Annotated in this window: 14 protein-coding genes and 1 pseudogene; 9 read left to right on the forward strand and 6 right to left on the reverse strand. The window is 63.2% G+C overall.

Translation table 11 applies throughout. From position 1 onward, the window contains the following. Positions 1 to 74 precede the first annotated feature (74 nt). The 3 genes and pseudogenes from IVA92_RS20730 to IVA92_RS20740 form a co-directional block, all read left to right on the forward strand. Positions 75 to 164, forward strand: a pseudogene (locus tag IVA92_RS20730) (universal stress protein); the annotation flags it as partial. A gap of 65 nt (positions 165 to 229) precedes the next feature. Beyond that, entirely contained in the window at positions 230 to 2,923 is a 2,694-nt protein-coding gene (locus IVA92_RS20735) for a bifunctional acetate--CoA ligase family protein/GNAT family N-acetyltransferase (RefSeq protein WP_247280612.1), read from the forward strand. A gap of 292 nt (positions 2,924 to 3,215) precedes the next feature. After that, entirely contained in the window at positions 3,216 to 3,944 is a 729-nt protein-coding gene (locus IVA92_RS20740) for a Crp/Fnr family transcriptional regulator (protein ID WP_247280613.1), read from the forward strand. A gap of 4 nt (positions 3,945 to 3,948) precedes the next feature. Here the strand turns inward: IVA92_RS20740 and IVA92_RS20745 are convergent, their stop codons facing one another. Beyond that, positions 3,949 to 4,731, reverse strand: coding sequence for a cyclase family protein (locus tag IVA92_RS20745; protein WP_247280614.1), 783 nt, complete (start codon positions 4,729 to 4,731; stop codon positions 3,949 to 3,951). 305 nt (positions 4,732 to 5,036) lie between these two features. Between IVA92_RS20745 and IVA92_RS20750 the strand changes: the two genes are divergently transcribed. From IVA92_RS20750 to IVA92_RS20765, 4 genes are all read left to right on the forward strand, one after another. Then, positions 5,037 to 6,008: a TRAP transporter substrate-binding protein gene (locus IVA92_RS20750; RefSeq protein WP_247280615.1), complete on the forward strand. Its 972-nt coding sequence runs from the start codon at positions 5,037 to 5,039 to the stop codon at positions 6,006 to 6,008. A 66-nt stretch (positions 6,009 to 6,074) separates the two neighbouring features. Beyond that, a complete protein-coding gene (locus tag IVA92_RS20755; protein ID WP_247280616.1) occupies positions 6,075 to 6,620 on the forward strand; it encodes a TRAP transporter small permease in 546 nt (181 codons plus the stop codon). Continuing rightward, positions 6,611 to 7,903 (forward strand): TRAP transporter large permease, encoded by a 1,293-nt coding sequence (locus IVA92_RS20760; protein WP_247280617.1) that lies wholly within the window; start codon positions 6,611 to 6,613, stop codon positions 7,901 to 7,903. The genes IVA92_RS20755 and IVA92_RS20760 overlap by 10 nt, the downstream gene beginning before the upstream one ends. Positions 7,904 to 7,925: 22 nt before the next feature. Continuing rightward, a complete protein-coding gene (locus IVA92_RS20765) occupies positions 7,926 to 8,732 on the forward strand; it encodes an SDR family oxidoreductase (RefSeq protein WP_247280618.1) in 807 nt (268 codons plus the stop codon). A 14-nt stretch (positions 8,733 to 8,746) separates the two neighbouring features. Here IVA92_RS20765 and IVA92_RS20770 read toward each other — a convergent pair whose 3' ends face one another. The 4 genes from IVA92_RS20770 to IVA92_RS20785 are packed head-to-tail and all read right to left on the reverse strand — an operon-like array spanning position 8,747 to position 13,031. Continuing rightward, a complete protein-coding gene (locus tag IVA92_RS20770) occupies positions 8,747 to 9,445 on the reverse strand; it encodes a substrate-binding domain-containing protein (protein ID WP_247280619.1) in 699 nt (232 codons plus the stop codon). Then, positions 9,442 to 11,574 carry a molybdopterin cofactor-binding domain-containing protein gene (locus tag IVA92_RS20775; protein ID WP_247280620.1) on the reverse strand — a complete coding sequence of 711 codons (2,133 nt, stop codon included), beginning with the start codon at positions 11,572 to 11,574 and terminating at the stop codon, positions 9,442 to 9,444. Before IVA92_RS20775 ends, IVA92_RS20770 begins: the two co-directional genes overlap by 4 nt. After that, positions 11,571 to 12,041, reverse strand: a complete 471-nt coding sequence (locus tag IVA92_RS20780) for a (2Fe-2S)-binding protein (RefSeq protein WP_247280621.1) — start codon at positions 12,039 to 12,041, stop codon at positions 11,571 to 11,573. Before IVA92_RS20780 ends, IVA92_RS20775 begins: the two co-directional genes overlap by 4 nt. Positions 12,042 to 12,056: 15 nt before the next feature. After that, positions 12,057 to 13,031 (reverse strand): tripartite tricarboxylate transporter substrate binding protein, encoded by a 975-nt coding sequence (locus IVA92_RS20785; RefSeq protein ID WP_247280622.1) that lies wholly within the window; start codon positions 13,029 to 13,031, stop codon positions 12,057 to 12,059. Between the two features lie 234 nt (positions 13,032 to 13,265). Between IVA92_RS20785 and IVA92_RS20790 the strand changes: the two genes are divergently transcribed. Both IVA92_RS20790 and IVA92_RS20795 read left to right on the forward strand, forming a co-directional pair. Further along, the gene (locus IVA92_RS20790) at positions 13,266 to 15,353 is read left to right on the forward strand and encodes a molybdopterin oxidoreductase family protein (protein WP_247280623.1); all 2,088 of its coding nucleotides are present in this window, start codon (positions 13,266 to 13,268) and stop codon (positions 15,351 to 15,353) included. Positions 15,354 to 15,489: 136 nt separating this feature from the next. Beyond that, a complete protein-coding gene (locus tag IVA92_RS20795) occupies positions 15,490 to 16,272 on the forward strand; it encodes an enoyl-CoA hydratase/isomerase family protein (RefSeq protein WP_247280624.1) in 783 nt (260 codons plus the stop codon). 48 nt (positions 16,273 to 16,320) lie between these two features. Here the strand turns inward: IVA92_RS20795 and IVA92_RS20800 are convergent, their stop codons facing one another. Continuing rightward, complete coding sequence (locus IVA92_RS20800) at positions 16,321 to 17,622, reverse strand: hypothetical protein (RefSeq protein ID WP_247280625.1); 1,302 nt, start codon at positions 17,620 to 17,622, stop codon at positions 16,321 to 16,323. Between the last annotated feature and the right edge of the window lie 1,103 nt (positions 17,623 to 18,725).

Genomic DNA, 18,725 nt, shown 5'->3' on the forward strand with positions numbered 1-18,725 from the left:
GTACCGCGCTTGACGGAGATCAAGCGTCGCGACGAAAGCCGGACTACTCTGGCGGTCAAGGAAAAGCGATCTGTCATCATTCGCGTCTGAACGAGATCGTTAGGGGCGGTGTGATAAAGGCCGTCATTGGCCAGCCACCCTGCTGGGTTATGATCTCGCACTAAGCTGAACAGTTTGCGGCCCGATCTTCCACCATCGGAACCGCCAGCGACCGGGCGCATTTGCTTTCATGTCGACCTACCGCCTCAAGAATCTGCTGTCGCCGCGTTCCCTCGCGCTGGTCGGCGCGAGTCCCCGCCCAGTCTCCGTGGGACGCGCCGTCCTGGAGAACATCCGCTGCGCAGAATTCAAAGGGGAATTCGGCCTGGTCAATCCACGTCACGCCGAGATCGGCGGCATAGCCGCGGTGAAGAATCTGGACAGGTTGGACTTCGTCCCCGAGCTCGTGATCATTACTGCGCCGGCGCGGGAAGTTCCCGGCATCATCGACCAGGCCGGACGCCGCGGGTCGGCGGGCGCGCTGATCGTCTCGGCCGGGCTCGGCCACGGACCGGGATCCCTCCACGAGGCTGCTATCACTGCTGCCCGCAAATACGGCATGCGGCTGATTGGTCCAAATTGTCTCGGCATCATGATGCCTGGAGTGAGCCTCAATGCCAGCTTCGCAGCACACATGCCAGGCGCGGGAAGTCTCGCGCTGATCTCGCAATCGGGGGCGATCGCGGCCGGCATGGTCGATTGGGCGGCGCAGCGTGGCGTGGGTTTCTCCGGCATTGTCTCGATCGGCGATCAGATCGATGTCGACCTTGCCGATTTGCTGGACTATTTCGCGATGGATCACAAGACCCGCGCAATCCTGCTCTATATCGAAGCTATCAAGGACGCTCGCAAGTTCATGTCGGCGGCGCGCGCCGCCGCGCGCGTGAAACCGGTCGTCCTGGTGAAGTCCGGCCGGATGGCGCAGGGGGCGAAGGCCGCGGCCACGCATACCGGCGCGCTCGCCGGCGCCGACGCCGTCTATGACGCGGCGTTCCGCCGCGCGGGCGTGCTGCGGGTCTCCGATCTGCGCGAGCTGTTCGATTGCGCCGAGACGCTCGGCCGCGTTGAATCCCCGACGGGCAAGCGCCTTGCTATCCTGACCAATGGCGGTGGCATCGGCGTGCTTGCCATCGATCGATTGGTCGAGCTTGGCGGAATCCCGGCGTCGATCTCGGCGGACGCTCGCAAGAAGCTCGATGACGTGCTGCCGCCGACCTGGTCCGGTGCAAATCCCGTCGACATCGTGGGCGACGCCGACGCCTCGCGCTACGCGGCGGCGCTGGAGGTGCTGCTCGCCGATCCCGACAATGATGCCGTGCTCGTCCTCAACGTGCAGACGGCGATCGCCTCAGCGGCCGACATCGCCACGACCGTGACGGAGCTCGTCGGAAAATACCGCGAGCAGCACCGCCAGTGGGCAAAGCCCGTCCTTGCCGCCTGGGTCGGAGCCGATCAAGACATCATTCGGACGCTCTCCGGCGGGGGCATTCCGAACTACCCGACCGAGGACGATGCCGTGCGCGGCTTCATGCATCTGGTCCGGCACCGCGAGGTGGTGGAGGAGCTGAGCCAGGTTCCGCCGGCGATGCCCGATACGTTCGTGCCGGACGCGCCGGCCGCGAAGCGGATCGTCACTGCTGCGATCGCCGACGGCCGCAAATGGCTCGAGCCGGTCGAGATCAAGCACCTGCTCGAAACCTACGACATCGCGATGGTGCCGACCTATGCTGCGACCAATGTCGAGCAGGCGGTGGCCTATGCGAGCGACATGTTCGCGCAAGGCCTGACTGTCGTGCTGAAAATCATGTCGCGTGACATCGTCCACAAATCGGATGTCGGCGGCGTCGTTCTCAATCTGACCACGCCGGATGCGGTGCGCGCGGCTGCCACCGATATTCTCGACCGGGCCAGAAAACTGCGTCCCGAAGCCCGCATCGGCGGCGTCATCGTGCAAGCGATGGTGGTCAAGGCGAAGGCGCGCGAGCTGATCCTCGGTCTTGCCGATGACCCCACCTTCGGCACCGTCGTCGTCTTCGGCCGGGGCGGGACGGCTGTGGAGATCATCAACGACAAGGCGCTTGCGCTTCCGCCGCTGGACCTGCAACTCGCCCGCGACCTGATCGATCGCACGCGCGTGTCGCGGCTGCTTCGCGCCTACCGAGACGTACCGGCAGTGAAGCCGGATGCCGTCGCCATGGTGCTGGTCAAGCTGGCGCAGATGGCCGCTGACATTCCCGAAATCCGCGAATTCGACATCAACCCGCTACTCGCGGACGAAACCGGTGTCACTGCGGTCGATGCTCGCGTCGCCGTGGCGCCGCCGCAGCGGAAGTTCGCCGGCTCCGGCCCGGCCAATTTCGCCGTTCGGGCCTATCCATCGCAATGGGAGCGCCGCCTGGTACTGAAGGACGGCTGGCGTATCTTCGTGCGGCCCTTGCGCCCCGAGGACGAGCCGACCATCCACGAATTCCTGCGTCACGTCACGCCGCACGACCTCCGCCTGCGCTTCTTCGCGCCGATGAAGGAGTTCACCCACGAGTTCATCGCGCGCCTGACGCAGCTCGACTATGCGCGTGCGATGGCCTTCATCGCATTCGCCGAGGAGACCGGTGAGATGGTCGGCGTCGTCCGGCTCCACTCGGACTCGATCTACGAAAGCGGCGAATATGCCATCCTGCTGCGGTCCGACCTCAAGGGCAGGGGATTAGGATGGGCCCTGATGCAGCTGATCATCGACTACGCGAAGTCGGAAGGGCTCAAGACCATATCGGGCGACGTGCTCCAAGAGAACATCGTGATGCTCGAGATGTGCCGCCAGCTCGGCTTCGCGGTCAAGCCGGATCCGACCGAACCTGATATCTGCGAAGTCAGGCTGAAGCTCTGAGCTTACCCGCTAGGAGGGGCTTCAGCCCGAGATGTGACAGACCCGTTGGCCAACCGATGCCCGACCGGTATCGGGCGTTCGGCAGCGCCTCAACGCAATCGCGACTTGCACTGCCTGCAATTTTGCAGCGATCTAAATGCATGGACGCATCCTTCGGTTGCTGCCCTTTCGCCTAGCCGGGGCATTTTCGCGGCATTTGCCTAAAACCGCGCCCATGCTTTCCGGTTGAAAAGCCTGATAACGTTGACTACGCAGGAACCTCGATGCCTCGCAGTCTTAGGAGCCCCGTGGCGTGCCTCAGGACAAGACCGGCGACCCCCGACAGTCAGCGGGCAACAAGCTATCGGTTCTGCGCAAGCACCCGATCTTCGCGGATCTGGAGCCGGAGGCGCTCGATCAGCTCTGCCGCTATGCCAAGCACACAACCGTGAAGCGCGGTGCGACGATCGCCGCCAAGGGCGATCCCGGCAACAATCTGTTCGCGGTGATTTCGGGAACGGTGAAGATCTCCTCTTCGTCGCCGGATGGGCGGAATGCCATTCTCAATCTGATCGGTCCCGGAGAGATCTTCGGCGAGATCGCGGTGCTCGACGGCGCGCCGAGGTCGGCCGATGCGACCGCGAACACCAATTGCGAGCTCTACATCATCGATCGCCGGGATTTCCTGCCATTCGTGAAGAGCCAGCCGGCGCTGGCGATGAAATTCATCGAGCTGCTCTGCGCGCGCCTGCGCTGGACCAGCCAGCAGGTCGAGCAGGTGATCCTGCAGAACCTGCCGGGCCGGCTTGCCAGCGCGCTGATCGGTCTCACCGAGGAGCGCAAGTTCGACTCCGGCAGCGGCACACTCGCGATCACCCAGCAGGAGATCAGCGAGATGGTGGGCATGACGCGCGAGAGCATCAACAAGCAATTGCGCGCCTGGGCCGGCCGTAATTGGGTTCGTCTCGAGCACGGCGCCATCGTCGTGCTGGATATCGATGCGCTGCGCGAACTCGCGGAGAGCGGCCTCTCCGGCGAGTGATATCTCAGACCTGATCGTCGAGGATGGCGACCGCGCGGGTCCAACCGGCGGAGGCGCGTTCGATCTTGACCGGGAAGCATGAGACCGTGAAGCCGGTCGAGGGCAATTGATCGAGGTTGTGCAGCTTCTCGAGATGGCAATAGCCGATGTGCCGCCCTGCCTTGTGGCCTTCCCAGATCAGGCCGGCATCCCTTGTTTCGGCATATTTCTTCGCGGTGTAGACGAACGGCGCGTCCCAGCTCCAGCCATCGGTGCCGGTCAGGCGGACGCCGCGTTCGAGCAGGTACATCGTGGCCTCATAGCCCATGCCGCAGCCGGAATTGACGTAATCGGCTTGGCCGAATTTCGCGCCGGCGCTGGTGTTGACGACCACGATCTCCAGCGGCGACAGCGTGTGTCCGATCCGTTTCAGCTCCTTCTCGACATCGTCGGCGCTCGCCGCATAGCCATCGGGCAGATGCCGGAAGTCGAGCTTCACGCCGGGTTGAAAGCACCATTCCAGCGGCACTTCGTCGATCGTCCACGACCGTTCGCCGCGGTTCATGGTCGGATGGAAGTGCCAGGGCGCATCGAGATGCGTCCCGTTATGGGTCGACAGCGCGACCTGCTCGACGGCCCAGCCCTGGCCATCCGGAAGGTCTTCCGCCTTGAGGCCATCGAAGAACTGCAGCATGCGCGGCAGCCCCTGTTGGTGATCGATGTACTGGATCGTCGGATGGTTGCCTGGCGGATCGGCAGTCACGTCGTTTCGGAGCGGCACTGAGATATCGATCAGCTTCCGCGGCATGGGCATTTCCCTCGATATGGTCCGCTGTTTCGAACATGTTGAGGGGGCTCGGTAGGCGGCGTCAAGTCACGTGCCGGCGACGTCGAGCCAGCCCACCGTACCCCACCATAATGCGAATTGCGCCAGAAATTGATCGATGCAAGTCTTGCATTGATCAATGCTGGATTTGGCTTGGACTCAGAATGCCGCCCGCCCTACGGACGACATTGGCGCTTGACTTCACACCTGAAGTGGAGCGACCCAAGGCGGCCCGCAGCCGGCCGACAACGACATAATCAACTCAATCGACCAGGAGGAAAGCCCAGATGAAGACGCTCACCGGTATCATCACAGCCGTTGCCTTGGCGGTCTCAGCGCCCCTGGCGACCGCACGCGATTTCCGCTCCGCCGACATCCACCCCGTCGATTATCCGACCGTCGAGGCCGTCAAGTTCATGGGCAAGCAGCTCGCGGCGGCGAGCGGCGGCAAGCTCGGCGTGAAGGTGTTTCCCAACGGAGCCCTGGGCTCCGAGAAGGATACCATCGAGCAGCTCAAGATCGGCGCTCTCGACATGATGCGGATCAATGCATCGCCGCTGAACAATTTCGTGCCGGAAACCATCGCGTTGTGCCTGCCTTTCGTCTTCCGCGACACGAAGCACATGCGCACCGTCCTTGACGGTCCCATCGGCGATGAGATCCTGGCGGCGATGGAGCCGGCGGGACTGGTCGGACTTGCCTATTACGATAGCGGCGCCCGGTCCATCTACACCGTTAAGGCACCGGTCAAGTCGCTCGCCGACCTCAAGGGCCTGAAGATCCGCGTCCAGCAATCCGATCTATGGGTCGGCATGATCCAGAGCCTCGGGGCCAACCCGACGCCGATGCCTTATGGCGAGGTCTATACCGCGCTCAAGACCGGCCTCGTGGACGCTGCCGAGAACAACTGGCCGTCCTATGAGTCCTCGCGCCATTTCGAGGCCGCCAAGTTCTACAACGTCACCGAGCACTCGCTGGCGCCGGAAGTTCTCGTGATGTCGAAGAAGGTCTGGGACACGCTGAGCAAGGAAGATCAGGCGATGGTCCGCAAGGCGGCCAAGGAATCGGTGCCTGTCATGCGCAAGCTCTGGGACGAGCGCGAGCAGGCCTCCCGCAAGACGGTCGAGGCGGCCGGCGTTCAGGTCGTGACCATCGCCAACAAGGCGGAATTCGTCGACGCGATGAAGCCGGTGTATACGAAGTTCGCCGGCGACGAGAAGCTCCAGAGCCTCGTCAAGCGCATCCAGGACACGAAGTAAGCACAGCGGTGCCGGGTCCGGAGTCGCCCTGCGTTGCGACGCCGGACCCTCGCGGGGAGGCACGGGATGACAGATCCACACGTCGCAAGCCACGAGGCGGTCGCCGGACGCCCGTCCACCGGCTTGCTGTCGCGGATCAATGCTCCCGTCGCGCGCGCGGGCATGTATCTGTCCGTGACCGGCCTGCTCGGCATCGTCATCATCGTGTTCTATCAGGTGTTCGGGCGTTACGTGCTCAATTCGAGCCCGACCTGGACGGAGAACCTCGCGCTGGTTCTGATCCTGTATGTCACCTTGATCGGCGCCGCTGTCGGTGTGCGCGATGCCGGACACATCGGCATGGACAGTCTGCTTGTGATGCTTCCGGATTACATCCGGGAAAAGATCGAGCTCGTGATCCACGTCCTGGTGGCCGTGTTCGGCATTGCGATGGCCTATAACGGCTGGATCCTGGGGGCGTCGGTTGGAACGGTGAAGATCCCCAATCTCGGCCTGCCCGAGGTGATCCGTTACGTGCCGCTGATCGCCTCCGGTGTCCTGATCGTCTCCTTTTCAATCGAGCACATCGTTGCTCTCCTGCGCGGCGAAGAGGTCGTCCCCTCATGGAACTGATCATCCTCGGCGCCACGTTCTTCGGCTTCCTGATCCTCGGCGTCCCCGTCGCCTTCGCGATTGGCCTCTCGGCGATCTGCACCATCTTGTACGAAGGTCTGCCGGTTGCCGTCATCTTCCAGCAGATGATGTCGGGGATGAACATCTTCTCGTTCCTCGCCATTCCGTTCTTCGTCTTCAGCGGTGAGCTGATGCTGCATGGCGGCGTCGCCGACAAGATCGTGCAGCTCGCCAAGAACCTCGTCGGGCACATCCGCGGCGGGCTCGGCATGTCCAACGTTGTCGCCTGCACGCTGTTCGGCGGCGTCTCCGGCTCGCCAGTGGCCGACGTGTCGGCGATGGGCGCGGTGATGATCCCGATGATGAAGAAGGAGGGTTTCGACACCGACTACGCCGTCAACGTCACCACCCATGCCTCGCTGGTCGGAGCCTTGATGCCGACCAGCCACAACATGATCATCTATGCCCTCGCGGCCGGCGGCAAGGTCTCGATCGGCGCGCTGATCGCCGCTGGCCTGCTGCCGGCGCTGGTGCTGATGGTGTGCATGCTGGTCGCCGCCTACGCGGTCGCGGTGAAGCGCGGCTATCCGGCCGGCAAGTTTCCGGGCTGGGCCGAGGTCTTCCGCTCGCTCGCCGCCGCGCTGCCTGGCCTTCTGATCGTCGGCATCATCCTGGCGGGCATCCTGTCCGGCGTCTTCACGGCCACTGAATCGGCAGCCGTCGCGGTCACCTACACGATCCTGCTGACGTTCTTCATCTACCGCACCATGACCTGGGGCAACTTCCTGCGCGCCGCGGCCAAGGCTGTGAAGACGACCGGCGTGGTGCTGTTGCTGATCGGCGTCTCCACCATGTTCCAGTACCTGATGGGGCTGTATGAAGTCGCCGATCTCGCCGGCGCGATGATGAGCAAGGTCTCGACCCAACCCTGGGTCATCTTCCTGCTCATCAACGTCATCCTGTTCGTGCTCGGCACGTTCATGGACATGGCCGCGACCATCCTGATCTGCACCCCGATCTTCCTGCCGATCGCGATGAAGGCGGGCATGGATCCGGTGCAGTTCGGCATGCTGATGCTGATCAATTGCGCGCTGGGGCTGAACACGCCACCGGTCGGAACGACGCAGTTCGTGGGCTGCGCCATCGGCGGCATCTCGGTCGGCGCGGTGATGCGCACCATCCTGCCGTTCTATGCCGCCCTGATCGCAGCACTGATGTTCGTGACCTACGTCCCTGCGTTCTCGCTGTGGCTGCCCCGCCTGCTGATGGGCTACAAGGGATAGCAGCATCAGGGAGAAGCTATCAGTGACGGACTATCGCAAGCTTTTCGATCTCACCGGCAAGACCGCAGTCGTTCTCGGCGCCGCATCCGGCATCGGCAAGTCGTCGGCCGAGGCGCTGGCCGGGCTCGGTGCCCGCGTCGTTTGCGCCGATCGCGCGTTTGATGCGGCGGAAGCGACCGCCGCCGGCATTCGCGACAAGGGCGGCTGGGCGGAAGCAGCTAGCTGCGACGCCGCAAGCGCCGCGGACGTCAAGGCGCTGGCCAAAACCGTGATGCAGAAGTTTCCGCGGCTCGACATCGCCGTCACGACGCCCGGGCTCAATATCCGCAAGACCATCCTTGACTATACCGAGGAGGATCTCGATCGCGTCCTGAACCTCAACGTCAAAGGCACGGTCTGGTTCTTCCAGGCCTTTGGCCGCATCATGGTCGAGCAGAAGGGCGGCAGCATCATCGCCTGCTCCTCGGTGCGCGCAGTCACGATCGAGCCGGGCCTCGGCGTCTATGGCTCGACCAAGGCGGCGATCGGCCTTCTGGTGAAGGGCTTTGCCTCCGAGGTCGGGCATGCCGGCGTGCGCGTCAATGCGATCGCGCCGAGCATCGCCGAGACCGCGTTGACCGGCCCGTTCAAGCAGCGGCCTGACATCTACAATCTCTACGCCGGCCACACCGTGTTCAACCGCTGGAGCAGCGCCGACGAGGTCGCCACCGCGGTGGCCTATCTCGCCTCGGACGCCGCGAGTTATGTCAGCGGCAGCACGATGTTCATCGACGGCGGCTGGACGGCCGTGGACGGCCCACCGACAGGCCTTACCCAGCTGCACAAATAGGCGGCCATCTGCATCTAGCCGGTAAAGCCCACGCGCCGGCGCAGCTCCTTCTGCTCTTCGCCAGTCAGCAGGGCGATCAGCGCGGCCGCCTCCTTTGGATACGCGGCCCGCGCTGTCGCGCCGGCCGTATACATCGTCACGAGCTCGCAGCCCGGCGGCAGCGATCCCGATAGCGCGATGCCGTCGGTTGCGATTATCTCGGTCGCTTGCGTGCAGCCGATCGGCCTTTGCGCGGTGGACGCCGCGAGCTCCCGCATCGCAGTCGCGCCGTTCGGAAAGATCATGAGGCGAGACGCGACCTCATAGCCAATGCCGAGCTGATCCAGCACCTTGGCGACATGCTGTCCCGCCGTCGAAGCCTTGGTATCGGGGACGTAGATCGCATCGGCGCTGCGTAAGACTTGACGCAGATCGGATTCGGTCCTCACCGTCACCCCGGGATCTCGGTTGCGGACCGCCAGTGCAGTCTCGACTTGGCCGATATCAGCGATCGAGGAGGCCGTGACAAGCTTTTCCCCGGTGAGCTTTGCAAGAAGGGCTTGCGTCAGGATCACGAGGTCCGCAGGTTTTCCCGCGCGCAACTTGTCGGCCATGATACCGACCGCGCCAAATTCGCCGTCAATGCCGAAGCCGGTCTGCGCCTTAAAGGCGTCGGTGAGGCCGCGCACCAGCCCTTGCGCTGCGCCGCCGCTCAAAATGTTCACTGTCGTCACGATGCAAGCTCCGCAGCTGCAATGATCCTGTCGCGCGTGATTGGCAGGTCGCGCACACGCACGCCGAGGCAGTCGTAGACCGCATTGGCGATCGCGGCCGTCACCGGGCCGTGCGCGGCCTCACCGGCGCCAACTGGCTCGGTCTCCGGCCGCTGGATGAGCTCGACATCCACTGCCGGCACTTCGCTGAATCTCAGGATCGGATAGTCGGTCCAGGACGTCGATGTAATTCGCGCCCGCTCGAAGCGGACACGCTCCTTCAGCACCCAGCTCGTTGCCTGGATCGCGCCGCCCTCGATCTGGTTGATGACGCCGTCCGGATTGATGGCTTCGCCAACGTCGACGGCAAGCGTCAGCCGCTTCACGCGGATGTCGTCGGTGCCTTCGATTTCGGCAATCGCGGCGCAGTAGGCTCCCATGTTCTTATAGCGCGCAAAGCCGACGCCGTGACCGATGCCGGTTCGCTTCTGCGGTTTCCACGCCGCGCGTTGCGCAGCGGCGCGGATGACGTCCTTGGCGCGCTCGTCGCGCAGATGGCGCAAACGGAATGCGATCGGGTCCTCGCCGCGCAGGGCGGCGATCTCGTCGAGCAGGGATTCGATGGCGAACACATTGCCTTGTGCGCCGAGGGTCCGCAGCGCCGAGGTGCGTACCGGCATCGTCAGCAATCGGTGGCTCGTGATCGTCCAGGCCGGGAGGTCATAGAGTGGAACGGAGTTGCGATCAGCGCCGCCGCCATTGGCGGCCGGCGGGTTGGACGAGATCATGCGCGGGTACGGGTTTGCGATCTCAGTCGCGGCAAGCAGCGCCGGCTGCGCCGCGCGCCCCGGCCGCGCCGCGTGACCGTTGCTCCAGATGGTATGACGCCAGCCGACGATCTCGTTTTCGGCGTCGACATCGGCCTCGATCTCGATAGCCATGGCCGCACCGAACGGCGCATGGGACATCTCGTCATGGCGCGACCATTGCACCCGCACCGGATGGCCGACGGCAGCCTTTGCCAGCAGCACGGCGTCGAGCGCGACGTCGTCGGCCGCGTTGTGTCCGTAGCAGCCGGCGCCCTCCATGTGCTCGACGACGATGTTCCCGGCCGGCAGCTTCAGCACGATCGCGAGATCGGCGCGCAGCAGATAGACGCCCTGGCTGTGGGTCCAGACATGGACGCGATCGCCATCCCATTGCGCCATGGCGCAGGACGGCGCGATCGAGCCGTGTGCGATGTAGGGGCGGGTGTATTGGCGGCGCAGGGTTTGGGCCGGCTTGTTCGTCGCCGCTGCGGTCCTGATCTCGATGATGGTGGTCTCGACCGGCTGGCTTCTTAGGAAGCCCGTCAAATCATCTTCATCGGGCAGCGCATCGCCGGCCGACCAAGTCGCGCCCTTGCGTAAGGCTTTCAGAGCGGCTTCCGCCGCTGCCTCGCTGTCAGCAACCACGCCGGCAAAGCCGCCGTCGCGAACGATCGTGACGAGAGCGGGGACAGCGCGCGCAGCCTCCTCATTGAGCGCAGTCAATCTGGCCCCTGAAACCTCCGGCCGCAGCACGCGTCCGTGCAGCAGGCCCGGCAGTGCCCAGTCGTGGATGAAGCGCGGCCGCGCGAACACCTTGTCGGGAATGTCGAGGCGCTGGACGGAATGTCCGGCGACGAGACGCTCGGTGGCGCTTTTCGCTGTCGCGACCGCGGTGACGTCGTGGTCCAGCGAGACCTCGCCAGCCAGCTCCCAATAGCTGGTGCTGACATTGCCCGGTCCCGAGATCGTGCCGTCATCGATACGCAGCAGCGCCGCATCGACGCCGAAGCGCTCCGATGCAGCAGTGAGGAAGCGCTGGCGCACCTCGGCGCAGGCGTGGCGCAGTGCGCGGCCGGATTGCTGGATCGACAGGCTGCCCGAGGTGACGCCTTCGTTCGGGCTCATTGCCGTCGAGGCGCGGATCATCTCGATCCTGATGATATCGAGATCGAGCTCGTCCGCCGCAATTTGCGCCAGCGCCGTGACAATGCCCTGGCCGATTTCCACTTTGCCGGGCGAGATCGCTACCCGGCCATCGGCGGTGAACCGCACCCAGGACGATAGTCTTGGATTGGCTGCGAGGCTGGCCGACAGCTTCGGGGCAGGAGACGACACATTCATGACGTCGCCATCTCCGATGCTGCCCGCAGCACGGCGCGGACCATGCGGTTGTGCGATCCGCAGCGGCACAGATTGCAGTCCAGCGCGGCTTTAACCTCGGCGTCCGTCGGTGACGGATTGCGCTTCAGCAGCGCCGCAGCGCTGATCAGAATCCCCGATACGCAATAGCCGCATTGCATCGCCTGTCCGCAGATGAAGGCGCGTTGCAGCGGGTGGGGCTTCTCCGCGGTGCCAAGGCCTTCCACCGTGACGACGTCCTTGCCCGCGACCGACCAGATCGGCATGTCGCATGAAGCCATCGCGCGGCCGTCGACCATGACGTAACAGGCGCCGCACTCACCGGCGCCGCAGCCGAAATGCGCACTGTTGACACCGAGCCGGCTGCGCAGCACGTCGAGCAGGATCTGGTCAGGATCGACATCCACGGCCATCGCTGCGCCGTTGAGCTGGAATTGAATGGTAGGCATTCTCGCGCTAAGGCCTCACGACTTGTCGAACTTCTTGACGATGTCGGCCCATTTCTCGATGTCGCCGCGCAGGAATTTTTCGAATTGTTCCGACGTCATCGACATGGGCACGGCACCTTGTTCTGTCCAGAGCCTGATGATGTCGGGCCGCTTTACCATTGCGTTGACGGCCGCATTGAGCTTGTCGATGACAGGCTTCGGCGTCCCCGCCGGCGCCATCAGGCCGAGCCAGATCGTCGCCTCGTAGCCAGGCACCCCGGCCTCGATCGCGGTCGGCACGTTCGCCAGCACGGCCGAGCGCTGTTTGCCGGTGGTGGCGAGCGCGCGGACTTGGTTCTCACCGATGTTCGGCGCCATTGCCGGCACGGCGTCGATCATCATCTGCACTTGTCCGCCGATCACGCCGCTGCGCGCCTCGCCACTGTTGCGATAAGGCACATGGACGATATCGACGCCGGCCATGACTTTGAACAGCTCGCCGGCCATGTGATAGGGCGTGCCCTGGCCGGAGGAGGCGTAGTTCAGTTTGCCTGGCTGCGCCCTGGCGAGCGCGATAAATTCCTGCAACGTCCTTGCTGCGACTTGCGGATTCACCACGATGACGAGATCGGAAGAGTTCACCGGCGCGATCGGCGCGAGATCGCGCATCAGCTCGTATTTGCGCTTGTCCGGCGTCAGCAGGGATTCGTTCGCGGTCTGGGTATTGGACATCATCAACAGCGTGTAGCCGTCGGCGGCCGCCTTTGCCGCTTCGACCGTGCCGATGACGCCGCCCGCGCCGGTGCGGTTCTCGATCACGAAGGGTTGGCCAAGGCTTTCCTGGAGCACGTTGCCGATCAGCCGGGCCGCGACGTCCGCAGGCCCGCCGGCGCCAAAGGGCACGATGATGCGGACCGAGCGGGTGGGATAATCCTGTGCCAAGGAGGAGGCCGCGGAGAACGCGGCGAGCACGCCGGCTGCCAGAGCCAGCATGGATCTTCGGGCTTTCATGCCCACCTCCCTGATGTCGTTCTTGTTGGCCGACACTGTAGCGGCAGGGGATGTGGACTGTCGACGGCTCACAAAGCCGCTCGTGCCGGGAATATTGCGACCGTATCGGTGTGGCCGCGCCGCTCTTCGCAGTCGCGGCAGGAACCGGAAGCGCACGTGATCTGAGCAAATCGCATGGGCATTGCCGGATAAATGCCCTCGGCTGACGGGTATTTTGGTGTTACGAACTGGAACATGAACCAGCACGCCAAGATCGAAATCCGCCATTCGACCTGCCCGCATGATTGTCCCTCGGCCTGTGCCCTCGATGTCGAGGTGGTCGAGGGCCGCAGCATCGGCCGCGTCCGCGGTTCGAAGCAGCAAACCTATACGGCCGGCGTCGTCTGCGCCAAGGTCGCCCGCTACGCCGAGCGCATTCATCACCCCGAGCGGGTGACGTTTCCGATGCGCCGCATTGGGCCGAAGGGTTCTGGGCAATTCGCACGGATCTCCTGGGACGAGGCGCTGGATGAGATTGCCGATCGCTTCAATCAAGCGGAGCGCCAATTCGGCGCGGAATCGATCTGGCCCTATTACTACGCTGGCACCATGGGCCTCGTGATGCGCGACGGTCTCAATCGCCTCACCCATGTGAAGAAATATTCGCGCTTCTATCAGACCATCTGCGCCAATGTCGCGCGCATCGGGTTCGCGATCGGCACCGGCAAGATCGCCGGCGTCGATCCGCGCGAGATGGCGCTGTCCGACCTCGTCGTGATCTGGGGCACAAATCCCGTCAACACCCAGGTCAACGTGATGACGCACGCCTCGCGCGCGCGCAAGGAGCGCGGCGCCAGAATCGCTGCGGTCGACATCTACGACAACGAGACCATGAAGCAGGCTGATATCAAGATCATTCTGCGGCCCGGCACCGACGGCGCGTTTGCCTGCGGCGTGATGCATGTCCTGTTCCGCGACGGCTATGCCGACCGCGCCTACATGGACAAATACACCGATTGCCCTCATGAGCTCGAGGCGCATCTGAAGACGCGCACACCCGAATGGGCCTCGGCCATCTCAGGCGTGCCGGTGGCCGAGATCGAGGCCTTTGCCAAGGCGGTCGGCGAGACCAAGCGGACCTTCCTGCGTCTCGGTTACGGCTTCACCCGCTCGCGCAACGGCGCGACGCAGATGCATGCGGCGCTCTGCATTCCCGCCGTGACCGGCGCCTGGCAATATGAAGGCGGCGGCGCCTTCTTCAACAATTACGCGCTCTGGCATTTCAACGAATCGATCATCGAAGGGCACGATGCGATCGACAAGACCACGCGCGCGCTCGACCAGTCGCAGATCGGCCGCATCCTCACCGGCGATGCCGAAGCCCTGCAGGGCAGGGGCCCGGTCAAGGCGATGCTGATCCAGAACACCAACCCGATGACGGTGGCGCCGGAGCAGGCGCTGGTACGGCAGGGCTTTGCCCGCGAGGATCTTTTCGTCGCGGTGCACGAGCAGTTCATGACCGAGACCGCCGAGATGGCCGACATCGTGCTGCCGGCGACCATGTTCATGGAGCATGACGATCTCTATTACGGCGGTGGCCATCAGCACATCTCGGTCGGGCCCAAGCTGATCGACCCGCCCGGCGAATGCCGCTCCAATCACGAGGTGTTGCAGGGGCTGGCGCCGCGGCTTGGTGCGAAGCATCCGGGTTTCGACATGACGCCCCGCGAACTGATCGACGCGACGCTCAAGCTCAGCAATCACGGCGACATCGCCGGCTTGGAGGCTGATATCTGGCGCGACCTGCAACCCGATTTCCGCACCTCGCATTATCTCGACGGCTTCGCCCATGCCGACGGAAAGTTCCATTTCAAGGCCGACTGGGCGCATCCGCCTTTCGGTCAGACGATGGGCGATTTCGACAAGATGCCGTCGCTGCCGGATCATTGGGCGGTGATCGAGCACACGGATCAGGCCCATCCATTCCGCCTCGCGACCAGCCCCTCGCGCAGCTTCCTCAACACCACTTTCAACGAGACGCCGTCCTCACAGGCGCGCGAGGGCAGGGCCAGCGTCATGATTCATCCGCTGGATGCAGCCGCGCTCGGCATCGTCGACGGCGATGCGGTGACGCTCGGCAACAGTCGCGGCGAGACCACGCTGGTCGCAACGCTATTCGAGGGCGTGCGGCGCGCCGTTCTGATCGCCGAATCCGTTCACCCGAACAAGGGCCATATCGGCGGCCGCGGCATCAACATGCTGACGGGCGCGGACACCATCGCGCCGATTGGCGGGGCGGCATTCCACGACAACAAGGTCTGGATCAGGAAGGCGGCCGGTTGAAGCACGCTCTCGCTTCGATTGCTCTCTAAATTTGTGTCGAGGCGCTAAAGCTCCGCCTCGCTGCAGATTGCGCTTGCACCTCGCGCCCGAGCTGCCGCAAATGGCAGCAAAACCGGGCCAAGGAAGCGAGTGTGTCATGACCAACACCACAGGCGTCATCATTGACAAGCGCGGGCAGGCTCTCTGGATCACCATCAACCGGCCGGAGAAGCGCAACGCGCTGAACGGCGATGTCATCGCCGGCATCAGCAAAGGCTATCGCGACGCGCATGACGACAAGGACGTCCGCGTCATTGTGCTGACGGGCGCGGGCGACAAGGCGTTCTGCGCGGGCGCCGACCTGCAGAATTCCGGCGCGGCTTTCGCGATGGATCATTCCAAACCAAATGTCGACTATGCCGATCTGCTACGTTTGTCACAGAACGCCACCAAGCCTGCGATTGCGCGGGTTGGCGGCGTCTGCATGGCCGGCGGCATGGGCCTATTGTGCATGACCGACATGGCGGTTGCAGCCGATCACGTCATCTTCGGCCTGCCGGAGGTGAAGGTCGGCGTGTTCCCGATGCAGGTCCTGAGCCTGCTGCAGAGGATCGCGCCGCCGCGGCTTGTCAACGAATGGGCGCTCACGGGTGAGCCGTTCGATGTCAAGGCGGCGCAGGCCGCGGGCCTCCTCAATTACGTCGTGCCTACGGCCGAACTCGACGCCAAGGTCGACTGGCTGATCGGCCGCATCGTCGACAAATCGCCGACCGCGATCCGCCGCGGCAAATACGCCATGCGCGCCATCGCATCGATGTCTTTCGACGAGAGCATCGCCTACACCGAAAGCCAGATCGCGCTGCTCGCGATGACCGAGGACGCCAAGGAGGGATTGAAGGCGTTCAGCGAGAAGCGATTGCCATCTTGGACCGGAAAATAGGCGATCATGTCAGGGCACGGTTGGATGCTGTGGTCCTTCAAAGCAGCTTTATTCCGAGGAGTGATCGGCGTTTAGTCCAACAAGGAGCGCTCTTCTGCGCTGCTCGCGGCGCTTCTTTGTGGCTGTGATCAACTGTTTGCCGGTGCGCTTGGCGTAGGTTGGCAGTTGGCGGCTTGATCTATGACGGCCTGCGGCACGCAACTCTGCGTCCGTGAGATCGCTATCGGCACCTTCGGTGAAGCCTCCGTGCCGGAAGGAAGTAAAGGAAAGTTCCTGACGAAGGTCGGCCGCTGCGATGATCTTTTTCACCACGCTGCGCAGATAGCGCAGGTCCTTGCGTGGCGTAATCCATGGAATCGGGGTTACCGACCGACGATGGGCATGGTCACGCCGGAATACCAGCCCCGGGAGCGAGGTCTTTTTCATCTCGTCGAGCTCGTCCATAAGTTCAGGAAAGAGAGGGGCGCCCGTTTCGTCTAACAGTGGCCACCAGGCTTCCTCTCCATTCTTCGGGTGCACGATCCTGACGCTGTTTGGCCGCTCGCTAGGACGGTAGTGCGACATGTCGAAGGAGCCAAACACGTGCTGCTCTCGCTGCAGCCACTCCCATGACAACAAAGCAGCAGTTGCGATGGAGCGATAGTCGAGCCTTTTCGCGGCAGCCCTGAACGCGACGAGTTCATCCCAAGTTGCGGTTGGTGTGGGCCGTATCGGCTGGCCGGGCGCACGTGATCTTAATCCCATGCGTGAAAATGGATTGCTCGCTGGTACCATTTTTTCTTGAGCGCGCTGCCCGACGAACCAGGCCCGCCGGCAGCTCGCCATGGCCACATTTGCGTAGCGACGACGCTCGCGGACGACGACCTCTCCATTCTTGCCTACTTTTGTTACGACTAGCAGCTTTCGATAAACTGCGTCGACGAACGCCTTTGTAAAATCGGACAATTGCTTCGACCCAACGCGACTTCCATCTTTCAGCTCGTGATTGGCAAAGAGCGCGAGACTCTTTTTGTACTGCCGCTGAGTGGTGCTTTCGATTTCGCCCCACTTCTGGTGAGCTTGGTAGATGCCGACCAGCCAATCGAACGTGCCGGGCTCGGGAGAGGCCGGCATCATGTCACTTAGACCCCGTGAGCGCCAACTCTCGAATGCCGGCAAGAGGACTTTTTCAACCCGCTCGACGGCACCCGCATAATCGCTCCCTAAAGCTTCAGGCCTCAAATGGCAGCCCTGCCGACGAGCCCAGGTTGGCGGCGCGAAATAGTAAGCCACCGTATTGTTCGCCAACAGTTTTCGTTGACAATATCGCGGAAGCTTCGGTGCCGCATCAAGTGACATCATACCAGACATAAGAGATCCTCCGGCTCCCTGGCGTCTCTTCTTCCAAGAGGTGCTGCGAAATGGTCCATGGTCGCCTTCGACCAGACTGGCTCCCGCAGCCGTCCTGTTCCACGACAGCTGACCGGTGGCGGCGCATCTCCTCGGCGGATCGCGCACGCAAGTTCGCCTGTGTCTTCAAAGTCCAGGTAGGCGGCCGCCATATCCGCTCTCATCATCGCTGGCCAGGTTCCAGCGGGTGGGTAGCGAGCAGGTAGCGCTGTGCGTCGTGAAGGTGGGCGGTCTGATCTCACTGATGGGGCCGCTTAGGTCCAACAAGAGTCGAATTCACTGAACAACGACGTCCGATCTGGAAGATCTAGATTGGGCTCGACTCGTGATCAGCGGAGCGAGAGTCGCGGTGGGTCATAAAACGAACTTCTACGATGAAAGACTTTTCCGCTCTACTGCGCAGTGCCGCCGTGGCGGGCATAGGCCAGATTAACGCGCGAAAAAGAGGCCTAGCGTGCAGTTCTCGGCGAGAACCAATTCTGACCGGCGAAATCCCCGAAAGCGGAGCTAATGGTATCTCCGTTCGCGGAGTGGGGCGCCGCTAGCAGGCAGTCAACTGCTCTAGATGCATCATCAATGGACTTTCCCACAGATTCGCCGGTGAGCTTGCATTGAATCTGTCCGAGCGTTGTACGGTGTCGGAATGTGGTGGACGCGGAGCAAATGATCGGCCGGTCTCTTATCGACCCATGCGGTGATTCCCGACCACCTCGTTGCATAAGCAAGCCGTGAACTGACGCCTCTATCTACATGCTTGAGGCGATCGGCCGATTCAAAGCCGAGTTTGCAACCAGAGGCGACGCCGGTGAAGGTGAGAAGAACAACATTCTCCCATGCTCCAGATCAGGATTGTGGAATGCAGAGGAGTGCGCGTAAGGAAATGTCGGCCCTCCGATTGGCGGATTCTTTCGCTTGCGCGCGTGCGGCTGCCGCCGCACCGGGCTCTCGTTGAAACCGAGCCGCTCTGCGTCTCGGTAGGGTAGGCGCGGGACACCTCGACGAGGATGTCCCTACGCCTCCCCCCAAACCGTGCGGGCACTTTTCAATGCACACGGCTTTCCATA

This window comes from Bradyrhizobium sp. 154 (assembly GCF_023073875.1).
Lineage (GTDB): Bacteria > Pseudomonadota > Alphaproteobacteria > Rhizobiales > Xanthobacteraceae > Bradyrhizobium.

Coding starts and splice junctions, on each gene's coding strand:
- IVA92_RS20735 (WP_247280612.1), top strand. CDS start 230: ATGTCGACCTACCGCCTCAAGAATCTGCTGTCGCCGCGTTCCCTCGCG.
- IVA92_RS20745 (WP_247280614.1), bottom strand. CDS start 4,731: ATGCCGCGGAAGCTGATCGATATCTCAGTGCCGCTCCGAAACGACGTG.
- IVA92_RS20750 (WP_247280615.1), top strand. CDS start 5,037: ATGAAGACGCTCACCGGTATCATCACAGCCGTTGCCTTGGCGGTCTCA.
- IVA92_RS20755 (WP_247280616.1), top strand. CDS start 6,075: ATGACAGATCCACACGTCGCAAGCCACGAGGCGGTCGCCGGACGCCCG.
- IVA92_RS20760 (WP_247280617.1), top strand. CDS start 6,611: ATGGAACTGATCATCCTCGGCGCCACGTTCTTCGGCTTCCTGATCCTC.
- IVA92_RS20775 (WP_247280620.1), bottom strand. CDS start 11,574: ATGAATGTGTCGTCTCCTGCCCCGAAGCTGTCGGCCAGCCTCGCAGCC.
- IVA92_RS20780 (WP_247280621.1), bottom strand. CDS start 12,041: ATGCCTACCATTCAATTCCAGCTCAACGGCGCAGCGATGGCCGTGGAT.
- IVA92_RS20785 (WP_247280622.1), bottom strand. CDS start 13,031: ATGAAAGCCCGAAGATCCATGCTGGCTCTGGCAGCCGGCGTGCTCGCC.
- IVA92_RS20790 (WP_247280623.1), top strand. CDS start 13,266: ATGAACCAGCACGCCAAGATCGAAATCCGCCATTCGACCTGCCCGCAT.
- IVA92_RS20795 (WP_247280624.1), top strand. CDS start 15,490: ATGACCAACACCACAGGCGTCATCATTGACAAGCGCGGGCAGGCTCTC.
- IVA92_RS20800 (WP_247280625.1), bottom strand. CDS start 17,622: ATGTCTGGTATGATGTCACTTGATGCGGCACCGAAGCTTCCGCGATAT.